This is a genomic window from Planotetraspora sp. A-T 1434, from assembly GCF_025420585.1.
GTDB lineage: Bacteria > Actinomycetota > Actinomycetes > Streptosporangiales > Streptosporangiaceae > JAOEGB01.
The window spans coordinates 1-14,747 of sequence record NZ_JAOEGB010000029.1 but is presented as its reverse complement, the minus strand read 5'-3'; the positions used below and the strand labels follow the sequence as shown (position 1 = coordinate 14,747).

General features: G+C 71.5%; 12 protein-coding genes. 6 read left to right on the top strand and 6 right to left on the bottom strand.

Annotated elements, in window-relative coordinates; genetic code table 11:
• Positions 1-23: 23 nt before the first annotated feature.
• From N5079_RS29600 to N5079_RS29590, 3 genes are all read left to right on the top strand, one after another.
• The gene (locus N5079_RS29600; RefSeq protein WP_261587446.1) at positions 24-1,535 is read left to right on the top strand and encodes a carotenoid oxygenase family protein; all 1,512 of its coding nucleotides are present in this window, start codon (positions 24-26) and stop codon (positions 1,533-1,535) included.
• Positions 1,536-1,649: 114 nt separating this feature from the next.
• Entirely contained in the window at positions 1,650-2,600 is a 951-nt protein-coding gene (locus tag N5079_RS29595) for a winged helix-turn-helix transcriptional regulator (protein ID WP_261587445.1), read from the top strand.
• Between the two features lie 18 nt (positions 2,601-2,618).
• Positions 2,619-4,163, top strand: coding sequence for a long-chain-fatty-acid--CoA ligase (locus N5079_RS29590; protein WP_261587444.1), 1,545 nt, complete (start codon positions 2,619-2,621; stop codon positions 4,161-4,163).
• A 36-nt stretch (positions 4,164-4,199) separates the two neighbouring features.
• On the opposite strand, the gene N5079_RS29585 is transcribed toward N5079_RS29590, so the two are convergent.
• Positions 4,200-5,348, bottom strand: coding sequence for a DUF418 domain-containing protein (locus N5079_RS29585; RefSeq protein WP_261587443.1), 1,149 nt, complete (start codon positions 5,346-5,348; stop codon positions 4,200-4,202).
• 120 nt (positions 5,349-5,468) lie between these two features.
• On the opposite strand from N5079_RS29585, the gene N5079_RS29580 reads away from it, so the two are divergent.
• Positions 5,469-6,626 (top strand): sensor histidine kinase, encoded by a 1,158-nt coding sequence (locus tag N5079_RS29580; protein ID WP_261587442.1) that lies wholly within the window; start codon positions 5,469-5,471, stop codon positions 6,624-6,626.
• Positions 6,623-7,309, top strand: coding sequence for a response regulator (locus N5079_RS29575; RefSeq protein ID WP_261587441.1), 687 nt, complete (start codon positions 6,623-6,625; stop codon positions 7,307-7,309). The genes N5079_RS29580 and N5079_RS29575 overlap by 4 nt, the downstream gene beginning before the upstream one ends.
• Before the next feature lie 150 nt (positions 7,310-7,459).
• Here the strand turns inward: N5079_RS29575 and N5079_RS29570 are convergent, their stop codons facing one another.
• Genes N5079_RS29570 through N5079_RS29550 form a run of 5 tightly spaced genes read right to left on the bottom strand, consistent with a single transcriptional unit; the run spans position 7,460 to position 14,343 of the window.
• Complete coding sequence (locus N5079_RS29570) at positions 7,460-9,640, bottom strand: malectin domain-containing carbohydrate-binding protein (RefSeq protein ID WP_261587440.1); 2,181 nt, start codon at positions 9,638-9,640, stop codon at positions 7,460-7,462.
• Complete coding sequence (locus N5079_RS29565) at positions 9,637-11,373, bottom strand: DUF2264 domain-containing protein (protein WP_261587439.1); 1,737 nt, start codon at positions 11,371-11,373, stop codon at positions 9,637-9,639. The genes N5079_RS29570 and N5079_RS29565 overlap by 4 nt, the downstream gene beginning before the upstream one ends.
• Before the next feature lie 2 nt (positions 11,374-11,375).
• Positions 11,376-12,224: a carbohydrate ABC transporter permease gene (locus tag N5079_RS29560; protein WP_261587438.1), complete on the bottom strand. Its 849-nt coding sequence runs from the start codon at positions 12,222-12,224 to the stop codon at positions 11,376-11,378.
• Positions 12,221-13,075: a carbohydrate ABC transporter permease gene (locus N5079_RS29555; protein ID WP_261587437.1), complete on the bottom strand. Its 855-nt coding sequence runs from the start codon at positions 13,073-13,075 to the stop codon at positions 12,221-12,223. The genes N5079_RS29560 and N5079_RS29555 overlap by 4 nt, the downstream gene beginning before the upstream one ends.
• Complete coding sequence (locus N5079_RS29550) at positions 13,072-14,343, bottom strand: ABC transporter substrate-binding protein (RefSeq protein WP_261587436.1); 1,272 nt, start codon at positions 14,341-14,343, stop codon at positions 13,072-13,074. The genes N5079_RS29555 and N5079_RS29550 overlap by 4 nt, the downstream gene beginning before the upstream one ends.
• 161 nt (positions 14,344-14,504) lie before the next feature.
• Here N5079_RS29550 and N5079_RS29545 point away from each other — a divergent pair.
• On the top strand, positions 14,505-14,747 hold a 243-nt coding region (locus N5079_RS29545; protein ID WP_261587435.1), incomplete at its 3' end, for a LacI family DNA-binding transcriptional regulator.

Sequence of the window (14,747 nt, the reverse complement as noted above, 5' to 3'; positions counted from 1 at the left end):
CTTAAACACAGGAGAGCATCATCGTGGACGTCGAAGTTGTCGGGCGCGTGCTGTCGACCCTTCCTGAGGATGACGACCATCCGTACCGGACGGGTCCGTGGCGGCCGCAGACGACGGAGTGGCGCGCGGACGACCTGGAGGTGATCGGGGAGATCCCGGCCGATCTCGACGGCGTCTACCTGCGCAACACCGAGAACCCGGTGCATCCCGCGCTGGAGCGCTACCACCCCTTCGACGGCGACGGCATGGTCCACGTGGTGGGCTTCCGGGACGGCAAGGCGTTCTACCGCAACCGGTTCGTCCGCACCGACGGCTTCCTCGCCGAGGGCGACGCGGGCAAGGCGCTGTGGGCCGGCATCGCCGAGCGCCCCGCCAGGTCGATCCGCGAGGACGGCTGGGGGGCGCGCGGGCGTATGAAGGACGCCTCCAGCACCGACGTCGTCGTGCACGCCGGGGTCGCCCTGACGAGCTTCTACCAGTGCGGCGACCTCTACCGGCTCGACCCGCTCACGCTGGAGACGCTCGGCAAGGCCGACTGGGGCGGCGCCTTCCCCTACGCCTGCGGGGTGTCGGCGCACACGAAGGTCGACGAGCACACCGGCGAGCTGCTGTTCTTCAACTACGGCACGGCCGAGCCGTACATGCACTTCGGCGTCGTGGACGCGGACAACCGGCTCAGCCGCTATGTGGAGGTGCCGCTGCCCGGGCCGCGGCTGCCGCACGACATGGCCTTCACGGAGAACTATGCGATCCTGAACGACTGCCCGCTGTTCTGGGAGCCCGAGCTGATGGCCAAGGGCCTCTACGCCGCCCGGTTCCACCCGGAGCTGCCCACGCGGCTCGGCGTCGTCCCGCGCCGCGGCGACGGCGAGGTCCGCTGGTTCGAGGCCGACCCGACGTACGTCCTGCACTGGGTCAACGCGTACGAGGAGGGCGACGAGATCGTCCTCGACGGGTTCTTCCAGGGCGACCCCGACCCCAAGGACACCGGCGACGGCGGCTACTACCAGCGGATGTTCCGCTTCCTCGCGCTGGACAGGATGCAGACCCGGCTGCACCGCTGGCGGCTGAACCTGGTCACCGGCCAGTGCAAGGAGGAGCGGATCACCGACTCGATCACCGAGTTCGGGGTCATGAACAACACCTACGGCGGCCGCCGCCACCGCTACGCCTACGCCGCCAGCGGCGTCGAGGGCTGGTTCCTGTTCGACGGACTCGTCCGCCACGACATGGTCACCGGCGCCGAGGAGCGGTTCAGCCTCCCGGCCGGGGTGTACGGCAGCGAGCCCGCGATGGCCCCACGCGTCGGATCGGCCGCCGAGGACGACGGCTACCTTGTTACCCTGACGACCGACATGAATGAAGATCGTTCCGAGTGTCTGATCTTCGACGCCTCTCGGGTGGCGGACGGTCCGGTGGCCCGGATCCGGCTCCCCGAGCGGATCTCCAGCGGCACGCACGCCACGTGGGCGGCGGGGGACTCCATCCCCGGCTGGCGCGAGGCCGAGTCACCCGAGAGCGCACTGGGTCTCTGAGGGCGCTGGGGTTCCGGTGAAGAGCGTCGGCGAGCCGGGCGTCGCCTCGGAGCGGCATTCGAAGCCAGCGGGATGAAGCCAAGGGATTCGGAGCTACCGCCTATGGAGACGCACGTGCTCGTCCACCCACCGGATCGGCCCACGCAGCTGCCTCCCGGGCACGTGAACGCGGTCGGCCTCACGCTGGGGCTGATCGGGGACGAGTGGAGCCTGCTGATCCTGCGGTACGCGATCCGCGGCGCCCGCCGCTACGGCGAGTGGCGGGCGGAGCTGCCCATCTCGCATGCCGTGCTGACCCGCAGGCTCGCGCAGCTCACCGAGATGGGAATCTTCGAGCGCGTCGAGTACCAGAGCCGGGCCAAGCGCTTCGAGTACCGCCTGACCAAGCGCGGGCGCGACCTGTGGCCCGTCCTGCTGTCCATCTGGGCGTGGGAGGCGGCCTGGGTTCCCGAGCATGTCGAGTCGCTGCCCGCGATGGTGCACCGGCGCTGCGGCCAGGAGTTCCTGCCGATTCTCGTCTGCTCGGCCTGCTTGGAGCCGGTGCGGCCCCGGGACATCGCCGGCGGGTTCGGCCCGAGCGGCACCTGGGAGCGCTCGGCGCCTGCGGCCACGACCCGGCGCAGGTCGGGATCCTCGTTCGAGGGCGGCGCGGGCATGTTCCCCCAGACGATGGCGCTCATCGGCAACCGCTGGTCGGCGGCCATCCTCGGCGGCGCGTTCCAGGGCCTGCACCGCTTCAGGGACTTCGAGCAGCGCCTGGGCGCACCCCCCACGATCATCGCGGAGCGGCTCCGCGCCTTCTGCGAGCTCGGCGTCTTCGAACAGACGCCGAGCCCGGAACGGCCCGACTGGCCGAGCTACCACCTCACGGAGAAGGGCCGCGCCTTCTTCCCAGTGATCATGACGCTGATCGACTGGGGCCAGCGGTGGTTCCGGGCGGCCGAAGGGCCCGCCCTGGTCTACACCCACCAGGCCTGCGGCCGCGCCTTCCAGCCGCAGTTCGTCTGCGACGCCTGCAAGGCGCCGCTGCGCGGAAACGAGGTCGTGGTGGAGCCCCCCGCATGACAGAAAGGAGGACACACCATGTCCTCGTCCGTGTCCTCGTCCATCGCCGATCTTCTCCGCGTGTCCGCCGCCCGGGAGCCCGATGCCCCCGCAGTGACCGGTGACGGCCGGTCCGCGACGTACGGCGAGCTCGCGGAGCGCTCCGACCGGGTCGCCGCAGCGCTGGTCGCCGCCGGCCTCGCCCCCGGAGACCGGGTCGGCTACGTCGACCGCAACGCGACCGAATACTTCGAGCTGCTGTTCGGCGCGGCGAAGGCCGGCGTCGTGCTCGTGCCCCTCAACTTCCGGCTCGCCCCGGACGAGATGCGGTGGATCCTCGGCGACGCCGAGGTGTCCCTTGTAGTGGCCGGGCCGGACCACCCGCTGGACGGAGTCGGCGTTCCGGTCGTCGCCGTGGGGGACGGCGTGGGGGAGGGTTACGAGCGGTGGCTCGCGGAGCACGACCCGGTGGACCCGCGGCGCGACGCCACCGGCGACGAGCTGATCGTACTGATGTACTCGTCCGGCACGACCGGCAGGCCCAAGGGCGTGCACGTCACCGTGAACAACCTCGGCGGCGCGGTCGAGCTCTTCGGAGGGTGCTTCAAGCTCGGCCCCGACTCGGTCAGCATGGTGCCGATCCCCTACTACCACATCGCCGGCGCGGGCTGGGCGCTGATCACGCTTGCCCAGGGCGGCACGCTCGTGCAGTGCCGGGAGCCCACCCCCATGTCCATGCTCGACCAGCTCGTACGGCACCGCGTCACGCACACCGCCATGGTCCCGGCCGTCATTCAGGTCATGACCGAGCTGCCCGCCGCCCGCGACGCCGACTTCTCCGCCCTGGAGCAGATCGTGTACGGCGCGTCGCCCATCTCCGAGAGCCTGCTCAGCCGGGCCGTGGCCCTGTTCGGCGCGGAGTTCTTCCAGTCGTACGGCCTGACCGAGACCGTCGGCGTGACCACGCTGCTCGGCCCGGACCAGCACCTTCCCGGCAATCCCGTCAAGGGGCGGCTGCGCTCGGCGGGCCGGGCGGTGCCCGGCATGGAGGTCGCGATCGCCGACCTGGAGACCGGGCTGCCCGCGGAGCCCGGCGTGGTCGGCGAGGTCATCGTGCGCGGCCCCTGCGTGACCACCGGCTACTGGCGCAACCCGGCCGCGACCGAGGCGGCGTTCCTGCCCGGCGGCTGGCTGCGCACCGGCGACGCCGGATCTCTGGACGAGGACGGTTACCTCTACCTGCACGACCGGATCAAGGACATGATCGTCAGTGGCGGGGAGAACGTCTACCCCGCCGAGGTGGAGAGCGCGCTCGCCGGCCACCCCGCGGTGCTGGAGGCCGCCGTGATCGGGATCCCGTCCGAGCGCTGGGGCGAGACGCCGCTCGCGGTCGTGGTCCGGCGGCCCGGCACGGAGGCGACCGAGGAGGAGCTGCTCGCCTGGACGCGGGAGCGGCTGGCCCACTACAAGTGCCCGACCGCGATCGCGTTCGCCGACGAGCTGCCGCGCAACCCCTCGGGCAAGATCCTCAAGCGCGAGCTCCGCCGGCCGTGGTGGGAGGGCACCGAGCGCCAGATCAGCTGATCGGCCGGGAAGAACGCCCTGGCGCCGCCAGGGCGTTCAGCGGCGCAGGGGCGGGCGGCGTCCCCAGGTGGCCCAGCGCCAGAGCCACTCGAGGGGGCCCTGGCGGTGCCGGCGCAGCCAGAGGGCGGACCACAGCCACTGGGCGGTGAGGATCGCACCCGCGATCAGCGACACCCTCGTCGCGGACCAGCCGTCCGGCGGGCCGCCGAGGACGTGACCGGCCGCCAGGACGAGGACCGTGGCGGACAGATAGTTGGTCAGCGCCATCCGGCCCAGCGGTGCGAAGACGGCCCGCAACGCGGGTCGGAGCGGCGTCCCGAGCAGGACCAGCAGGGCGCACACGTACACCCCCGCGAGGAGCAGCCCGGCCACGGCCATGGAGAGGCCCGAGTCGCTCACGTCGCCCGCCTGCCACCACAGGGCGGCCGCCGCCCCCGCCGCGAATACCACGCCGACCACCGCCGGCACCCGGATGGACCGCTCGATCCGGTCGATCAGCCCATATCTGGTCAGCGCCGAGCCCAGCAGGAACAGCCCGGGGACCAGCGCGGTCCCGCCGCCGTAGACGATCAGCGACGTCGCGAGGAGCGCGGCGGCGAGGCAGGTCACGGCCCACCGCGGCAGCCAGGTCGACGGCAGCAGCACCACCAGGCCGACGACGGCGTAGACGGTCAGGATGTCGCCCCGCCACAGCAGCATGTGCGCCAGGCCGAACCCGAGCAGCGCCAGAAGCCGGCGCAGCAGGAGCAGCCGAGGGTGAGCGGCGCGGTCCGCGGCCGAGTCCAGCAGCAGCGAGAAGCCGATGCCGAACAGCAGCGAGAAGATCGGGAAGAAGCGCTGCTCGGCGAGCAGCCCCATCCACGCCCCCTCCGGGCGTGCCGCTGAAGGCGGCAGGACGACGTCGCCGGCGTTGGCTATCGGCTGGATGTTGACCAGCAGGATCCCGCACAGCGCGAACCCTCGTACCACGTCGAGCGCGACGATGCGCGGCCGTCCGGAGCCGGTCGTCGCGGGACCTCCCGCGTCGTCACCGCGCCCGGGACGCCGGGCCCCTTGGGGAGGGCCTGGCCGGTCGCCCGGCCCTCCGGAATGCGCGGATGGCGCGGGCGCGGAGTCACTCCCGTGCCCGGATGTCTCCTCGGAGGCCGGGCGCGCGGCATGGGGAAGGGCGTCGTCATGGGTCATGGGGCCTGATCCTGCGGGCGGCGGCCTGGGCCGGGCATCGGCCGGAAGCACGGTTCGCCCTCGCGGGATCGTACTTTTGACCGGTTCGAGGCGCGGGCGGAGGCTCGTAGCCTGAACGCTGTGAATGTTCCGGATCGGCTGCCCGGGCGTGTCCGGGTCGCGGCCGACGCCGCGCTGGCGGCCGTGTTCGCCGTGGCGCTCGCCGTCTGGGCGGCCGCGATCGCGGACAGCTGGGGTGGCGGCTACTGGCGGTTCGACTGCGCCGCCGGCGCGGTGGTGTGCGTGATCGCTCTGATGCGCCGGCGTGGCCGGCTGCGGGCGGCGGTCGCGGGCCTGGCCGCCGCGGCGGCCGCCATCCTGGTCGCCCGGTTCGCCGAGCTGCCCGGTGAGCCCGGCCCCGCCATGGCCTTGGCCCTGTCCGTGCTCGCCGGCTCGGCGATCAGAGCGCTTCCGGCCCAGCCGGCCGCTGCAGTCGCGGCCGGAGGGTTCGCGGTGGCCGCCGGCAGCCTGCTCGCGGTCCATACGTTCACCTCCGGAGTCCCGGCCGTGGTGGCGTTGAACGGCACGGCATGGCTCGCCGCCCTCGCGGCCGGGCTGGGGCTGCGCCTGCTCGACGCCCGCCGCCGGGCCGTCGCCGAGAAGGTGCGCCGCGACGAGCGCCTGGAGCTGGCCAGGGAGCTGCACGATGTCGTCGCCCACCACATCACCGGCATCGTCGTCCAGGCCCAGGCCGCGCAGCTCGTCGCTCGCAAGCACCCGGACAGGCTGGAGGGTTCTCTGGCGGGCATCGAGGCGGCCGGTGCCGACGCGCTGGCCGCGATGCGCCGCGTCGTGGGCCTGCTGCGCGACGCCGACGACGCGGCCCCCGCCTCGGCCGGACTCGGAAGCGAGCAGCTCAGCGAACTGGTCAGGCGTTTCGACGGGCACGGCCCCCCGGTGCGCCTGCGACTGCCCGACGGAGGATCGGCGTGGCCGCCGGAAGTGGCCGGCACCGTCTACCGGGTCGTCCAGGAGTCGCTGACCAACATCGCCCGCCATGCCCCGCACGCCCGCTCGGTCACGGTCAGCGTCGCCCAGGACCGGCAGGCCGTCACCGTCGAGGTCGTCGACGACGCTCCGCTGGTCGCGGCCCGCTACCACCACCGCGGCGGGTACGGTCTGGTCGGGATGCGCGAACGCGTCGAGGCCCTCGGCGGCACGCTGTCGGCAGGCCCGCGCGCCGAGGCCGGCTGGTCCGTGCTCGCCACCCTGCCCGTCCCCGCGCGGGAGCGCCGATGACGACGACGCCGACGACGCCGACGATGCCGACGATCAGGGTCCTGCTGGCCGACGACCAGGCGATGGTGCGCGGCGGTCTGCGGCTCATCCTGGAGGACCAGCCCGACATCAGCGTGGTCGGGGAGGCCTCTGACGGCGCGGAGGCGGTCGCCCTGGCCAGGCGGCTGCGCCCGGACGTCTGCCTCGTGGACATCCGGATGCCGCGCCTCGACGGCATCGAGGTCACCCGTGCTCTGGCCGGTCCCGGCGTTCCCGACCCGCTCCGGGTGATCGTCGTCACCACGTTCGACCTCGACGAGTACGTGTACGGCGCGCTGCGCGGCGGGGCGGTGGGCTTCATCCTGAAAGACGCCGGCCCGGTCCTGCTCGTCGAGGCCGTCCGGGCCGCGAGCGCCGGCGACGCCCTGATCTCGCCGTCGGTGACGCTACGGCTGCTGCGCCGCCTGACGGCCGCCGGAGCGCCCGCCGCCCGCGGGTCCAGGCGGCCGCTGTCCGAACGGGAGACCGAGGTCGTCCGGGCCATCGCCAGAGGCCGCACCAACCAGGAGATCGCCGCCGAGCTGTTCATCTCGCTCAGCACGGTCAAGAGCCACATATCCGGCATCCAGACCAAGCTCGGGATGCGCAACCGGGTCGAGATCGCCGCCTGGGCCTGGGAGAACCACATGATGGAGAGCACATAGCCGCCGGTCGTCTGGCCGGCGGCCGGTTGCCCGGTGGCTTTCGCGTGGGCGTGAGGTCTCGTTCGAAGCCGGCATTTCAGGCGGCACTTCGTCATCGAGTGCTGAGAGGTACGGCAGGCATCCGCTGCGGGGATGCCTGCCGTACCTCGGTCACTGTGGTAGTGCGGCGATGGCGCTGACGAGCGCCTCGCCCGTGGTCGGGGTGAAGGCCAGGTCGAGCTGCCCGTCGGTCACGGTGACCCGGACCTGCCGGTTCACCGGGTTGTGGCCCGCCACCTGGTAGGCGTCGAGGTCGCTGATGACGGTCTGGCCCTCGGCGGTGACGGAGAAGACGCGCTGCCCGGCCGCGGTGGAGAGCGGGTCGAGGAACGACAGGTCGACGGCGTAGGTGCCGTTGGGGACGGGCAGGCGGTAGGAGAACGTCCCGTGCCGGTAGGTGGCGTCCGGCGCCGTGGTCCCGGTGGCCGTGGCCCGGGTGCCGTGCAGGAACTGCTGGTCGGTGCTGCTTCCCGCGTCGATCGTGAGCGCGCCGTACGGGAAGTCGGCCCGCAGGCCGATGTTCGGGTAGTCGAGCTTGGACTCGTCGAAGTCGGGCTGCCAGCTGGAGTTGGTGACCACGCCGGCGCTCTTGTTGGTCTTGAAGACCGGCTTGCGCTGGATGTTCTCCGCCTTGACGTTGCTGACCTGGGAGCCGTAGGTGCCCTCGTCCAGGTAGACGGCGGCCGGGTGGGTGCTGGCCCCGGCCTGGGAGTTGCTGGCCTCGGGGTGGCTGTAGGCGTAGTTGACCGCGATCTGGTCGTAGGTGTTCACCTGGAACGGCCCGGTTGGGGAGGTGCTGGTGCCGAAGGTGTAGACGCCGGCGCCGTCGCGGCTGTCCTGCATCACGTCGTGGATGTTGAGGTTCCTGACGGTGTTGTCGCGGGTGTACAGGTCCTGATTGGGGATGTCGCGATATCCGGCCAGATAGACGCCGAAGCGCGGCGAGTTGTAGATCTCGCTGCTGGAGATCTCGTTGTTCGACGACTGCATGAGGATGTATCCGGAGCCGTGCCCGACCAGCTCGCCCACGTCGTGGATGAGGTTGCCGGCGAGCACGTTGTGGGTGAGCACGTCACCTTCGCCCGGATAGTGGCCCTCGAAGAACACGCCCGCGTAGCCGGTGTGCTCGATGAGGTTGGACTCGATCCTGTCGTCGTGGTTGGCGAACAGCGCGTAGATCGCCGAGTAGCCGGAGTTGCGCAGGTGGGAGCGGGTGATCGTGACGTTCGCGGTGTCGGTCATGAAGATCATGCCGGTCCGGTTGGGCGCCATCTCGATCTGCCGGTCGTAGATGGCGTACTGGTGGTTCTCCCCCGATTCGTTCCCGAACGGGTAGCCGTGGCGGTAGAAGTCGGTGAAGTCGGTGTCCTCGAACCCGAGCCCGTCGAAGGTCACGTCATGCGTGCCGTTGAGGCTCAGGATCGTCTTGGTCCGCGGCGCCACCACGTCGCCGAGGCCGTGGCGCGGCCAGTAGTAAAGGACGCCGGCCGTGCTGTCGTAGTGGAACTCGCCCGGCTGGTCGAGCGCGCTCAGCATGCCCTGCACGTAGAAGCGGGAGGGGTAGTTGAGCTGCCCGATGGGGTGCCGGGTCTGGTTCTTCAGGGTGATCGTGTGCGCGACGGGGTCGACGGAGGCGATGGGCTGGTGCTCCTCGAACCAGTTGGCGCGCGGCCAGATCCGCAGCTGCGCGTCCCGCAGGTCCCAGCCGGCCGGGTCGAAGTCGCCGGACTTGTAGTGCAGCACGGTGAACGACTCGTCGCCGGTCTCGGCGGTCCAGTAGTGGGCGTGGGCGGTGACCAGGTCGCTGGGCTCGAGGTTGGGGGTGCGGGCCTTGATCGCGCGGACGCCGTCCTCGTAGAGCGCGTCGAAGTGGTAGCCGACCTTGGCCTGCCAGATGTCGCCCTTGTACTGGGTCCAGCCGGTAACCCGCTGCCCGCCGATGAACCGGGCGGATCCGGGCGGTCCGCCCCACACGCGGTAGGTGACCCGGTGGCCCGCGCGTCCCGAGTCCTGCGCGGTGAACTCGATCGGGGCGTCGACGTAGTAGTCGCCCCGCCTGACGTACACGACCACGTCGGTGTCGGCGGTGACGGCCCGGACGGCGTCGCGGGCCCGCTGCAGAGTCCTGAACGGCCGCGAGGCCGTTCCCGGGCCCTCGTCGCTGCCGTTGGGGGCGACGTACAGGTGAGCCGGGGCGGCGGCCTGCGCGGTCGTCGCGGGTAACGTCACGGGCAACGCCCCCAGCAGCAGGGCCGCGGCGAGCAGTAACCGTTTCACGGGTAACCGTCTCATGGGAGACCTCCTGTCGGATCCGGTACGGCGGGCGGCTCCGGCCACCCGCCCGAGGGGTCGTGGACAAGCCCGAGCACCGCGGTGACCAGGAGGTGCTCCCCGGGCGGGTGCTCGGCGACGAGCGTCGGGATGAACGTCCTCCGGGCCATCACGTTGGTCCCGGGAAGGGCCTCGACCATCTCCCCGGCGCGGGCGGCGCCCAGGTCGTGGATGGCCGACAGGCCCGCCGCGCCCCTGGCCCCGGCCATCCCGAGCCGGGCGCGCCGGTCGAGCGGCAGGTCACGGTCGATGGCGAAGCCGCCCTCCGCGGAGTGCAGGTGCCGCCCGGTGCGCAACCGGTGGACGCGGACGTGCCACGGTGGGCGGGCGATCAGCCAGGTCTCCACCTCGACGTCGGGCGCGACCTGCCAGCGGGAATACAGCCGCCCTCCTGTCAGGGTGTGGTCGAGCGGCACCTCGCGCGCCCGGTAGTGGGTGCCGTCGTCGCTCAGGGCCAGCATGCTGTCGTGCGCGCCCTGCTCCAGCCCCGATCCGCCGGCGGGCACGCTGAAGCCGAAGTGGGAGGAGTAGGCGAATTTCGCGTATTTCTGTCCGCCGTGCCGTACCCAGGAGTGGTGCTGCCGGGAGGCCAGCGCGACCACGTGCCGCCCCCGCTCCGTCCTCATCAGCACCGCCCCCGCGTGCGGCTGCGCCGAAACCTCGGCGGACGGGGGCGCGGGAGCTTCCTCCGCGGTCCAGAAGGGGTGGGTCCCGGGCAGCGCGAGAGGCAGGAACGCCTTCATCGCCCAGTACGGCGAGCCGGGCGCGTTGTACTGCTCGGCCAGCGTGGGCTGGGCATAGGCGTACCCGACGCTGAGCAGCCCGTTGTCGAGGATCGGCCGGTCGCGCCACCAGCGCAGGTTGCGCAGCAGCTGTCCCTTGATCACACCCCACGGCAGCGCCTCGACCCCGGCGAAGGCGAGCGCGCCCCAGAAGGCCGCCTGCGCGAAGCGGTAGGTGAGGCTGCGGCCATAGGGCACGGCCGCCCCGGTGCCGGCGAACCAGTGCTGGAAGTCGGCGGCGAACCGCGCGGCCCGGTCCGTGAACCTCGCCGAGCGCGGCCCGTCGCCCGAAAGCGCCGCGTAGATCAGGCCGTAGAAATGCATCGCCCACGGCACGTAGTAGTCGCGCCGCTCGGTCGGGCCGTCGGCGTACCAGCCGTCGCCGAGTGAGTAGGTCTCCAGGCGATCCAGCCGCGCCTCAACGCCCGCTTTGTCGTGAAATATCCCGACTTTGTCCAAGCCCAGGGAGACGAGCACGCCGAAGAAGCGCCAGTTGTTGTCGGTGGTCTCCCGCTCCAGCGCGGTGGCGAGCCAGGCGGCGAGCCGGTCGCGCTCCGCGCCGGTCAGTGGATCCCACAGCCGCTCGGGCGCCAGGGCCAGGGCGAAGCCGAGGGCCGCCATCTCGACGATGCGCTGGTCTCCGTCGCCCGGTTCGCCCCAGTATTCGGGGTGCCCTGGATCGGTGCCCGACGCGAGGCCCCGCCGTACGAGGTCCCAGTGGCCGAAGAAGCCGCCACCGGCCGCGAGCGGAGCCAGGCCCCACAGCGGCCGGGCGAACGTCTCCAGCTCGGCCGCGGCGTCGTCGTGCAGCGCCACGTTCGCGCCCAGCCGCACCCGGGCGCCGCCCGGTGAGTAATGCGGGATCAGCGGATCGACCAGCTCCCGGACCCACCCGGCAAGCCACTCGCGCATGGTCACCCCTTCTCCGCGCCCGCGAGCATGCCCGTGCGCAGGGCGCGTTGCGCGACGAGGAAGGCGGCCAGCGTGGGCGCGCACGCGACGAGCCCGGCCAGCGCCGCCTCCGGCTGGTGGATGTTCAGGCTGGAGAAGCCGCTGGAGGCGTTGACCGCGCCGGTCGACTGCAGCAGGCTCATCAGCCCGAGCTGCAGCGTGAACGTGCGGTCGTCGTCGAGCATCACGAACGGCAGAAAGAAGTTCGTCCACACGTTGACGAAGCCGAAGAAGGCGATCAGCCCGATCGCGGGCCTGGCCAGCGGCAGGCCGATGGTCAGGAACAGGCGGAGCTCTCCCGCGCCGTCTACGCGGCCCGCGTCCAGGATGGCCCCGGGCAGCGCGCTCGCGAAGTGCAGGTAGGCCAGGTAGACGCCGAACGGGTAGAACGCCAGCGGCAGGATCACCGACCACGGCGTGCCGGTCAGCCCGGCCGCGGTCATCTCCAGGTAGAGCGGCAGCACCAGCGCCGTCTGCGGCAGGATCATGCCGATCAGCGTCAGCGTGAGCACCGCTCTGCGGCCCGCGAAGTCGTGCTTGGCCAGCGCGTATCCGGCCGGGATCGACAGCAGCAGCGTCAGCGCGACGCTGGCGGCGGCGTAGCCGACCGAGTTGCCGATCCAGCCGGCCAGCTCGCCGTCGTTGTAGGCCATGAGGTTGCCCCAGGCGGAGGCGACGTTCGCGATGGAGCCGAACGCCAGCGGCGGCCCGCCGATCAGCGAGTCGGCCGTCCTGGTCGGCGCCAGCACCATCCAGACCAGCGGCAGCACGAAGAACACCCCGGCCAGGGCCAGGAAGGCGCGCCGGGTCATACGGCGTCCGTCCGGTAGAACCGGGTCTTGTAGATCACCAGCAGCGCCGCGACGAGACCCACCGCGAGCATCGCCAGCGACAGCGCCGCCGCCCTGCCGAAGTCGCCCTCCTGCGTGGCGTAGAAGTAGGCGAGCTGGTTGACCGACCAGGTCGGGCTGATCTGCCCCCGCGCGCTGGTCTCCAGCACGGTCGGCTCCACGAAGACCTGGGTCCCGCTGGCGAAGCTGCTGATCAGGACGAACGCGACGTAGCGCCGCACCAGCGGGAGCTTGACGTGCCGGGTGATGCGCCACGGCGTCGCGCCGTCCACCGCCGCCGCCTCGAGCACGTCGCGCGGCAGGGCGGTGAGCGCGCCGTACAGGACCACGATCCAGCCTCCGGCGTGGATCGCGACCCCCATCACCACCAGCACCCCGATCAGCCCGTCACCCTGCAGCGCCTGGCTCGCGCTGCCGATGCCCAGGGCGCCGAGCAGCGGGCCGAACGGGCTGACGTCCGGGCTCATCATGAACAGCCACAGCAGCGCCGCGGCCGAGCCGGTGACCGCGCCGGGCAGGTAGTACACGAACCGCATGACCCCGGCGAACCGGCCGGGCCGGGCGTGCAGGGTCAGTGCCAGCGACAGCACGAGGAGCACCAGGACGGGCAGCCACAGCACCAGATAGAGCGCGACGTTCCGTACGGCGGCGCCGAGCCGGTAGTCGCCGAACACCTCCCCCCAGGAGCCCAGCGAGGTCCACAGCCCGAACGCGGCCGGGGCCAGCCCGAACGCCACCAGGAAGACCACATAGGGGCCGACCAGGACCCAGACCGCGAGCCGGCCGGCCTGGTCGCGCCGGCTTTTCCTCACTTGACGGTGTATCCCGCCGAGGTGGCCGCCTGCGTCAGCCGGCTCTGCCAGTCCGGCAGGGCTCCCGCGATCGGCTTGCCCGCGGTCACGGCGGCGATCACGGTCTCGTTGAAGCTGCTCTGCCAGACCGCCTCGTAACGGACGAACCCGAACCCGGGCCGCAGCGACGCCGCCGCCTGCTTCAGCGCGGGCACCGGGTCGGCCGCGTAGAAGCCGTCGGACGCCTTCGCCTTACCCCACGCCTCGGCCGAGGCCTGGTGCGCGGGGAAGGTCGGCTGCTTGGCCTGCAGCGCCACGTCGGTCGTCATCCAGGTGATCATGTCGACCGCGGCCTTGGTCCGCTCGCCCGCGTGCTTGGAGACCACGAACACGCCTCCGCCGACCTGCCCGCTGTACGGCTTGTCCTCGCCGTCCCAGGCGGGCATCGGCGCGGCGGCCAGCCGTCCCGGCGGCAGCTTGAACGCCGGCTTGAAGATGAAGTCGCCGAACCAGGCGGGCCCCGGCAGCATGAGGATCTTGCCGTCCTGCCCCAGCTTGGCGAAGGCCGGGTCGGTGGGGGAGATCGTGCTGACGCTCTTGTCGGCGGCCAGCGGCTGCAGCAGGTCCGCCATGCGGGTGCAGGCCTGGTCGGCGGCGTTGATGTGCACCTCGGTCAGGCTGACGGCCTGCCTGGTCGGGCAGCCGCTGCTGGCGAAGTAGACGCCCGCGCCGTACTTGCCGTTCATGGTGCCGATGAGGTAGCCGGGGTGTTCCCTGGCGACCCTCTCGCCGATCTGCTGGTATTGCGCCCACGTCTTCGGCACCTCGTAGCCGAAGTCCTTCATGAGCTTGGCGTCGTACCAGAGCACGGTCGGCGCCAGGTCGTTGCGCAGGCAGTAGAGCCTGCCGCCGAGCACGCAGGGGTCGAGCGCGCCCGGCGTGAACGAGTCGCGCACGCTCGCCGGGATCTCCAGCGGCGCGGCGTAGTCGAAGGGCGCCGCCGCCAGCGTCGACACCTCGGCCGGGTTGGTGAGGAACACCACGTCCGGCCAGCCCTTACCGGTCTTGTTGGCCAGCGACACCTTCGTCGGGACATATCCGGCGTCGGGCGGCATCGTGACAACTCTGATATTCAGGTCCTTGTGCGCGGCCGCGTACTGCTTGGCCGCCGCCGTCCGGGTGTTGTCCACCCAGACCAGGAGCTCTCCGGAACCCTTGTGGGTCCCGCCGCACGCCACCATGCTCAGCAGGCCCAGCAGCAGGACGATCCCGGCCATGACACGTCTCATCGAACACCTCAGATCGGGGGGGTGAGTTGCGATACTTTTCGCAACATCTGAGAGTTGCCGGTAACGTAGGCGAAACATCGGATGTCCGTCAAGGCCCAGTTGCACTGGGTAGTTACCCCGTGCCACGCTGACCTGCAGTGGTTTCGGGAGGTTTCGAAAGAATGACGCGGCGCAGCACCATGGCGGACATCGCCTCGCAAGCAGGGGTCTCGATCTCGACCGTGTCAAAGGTGCTCAACGGGAGATCCGACGTCTCGGTGCAGACGAGGGCGAAGGTGCAGCGCCTGCTCGACCAGCACGGCTACACCGCGCCCGGCCGCCGGGAGCGGGCGGGAGGGCTGATCGAGTTCGTCGTCAACGAACTGGACAGCCCATGGGCGGTCGAGCTGATCAGGGGCGCGGAG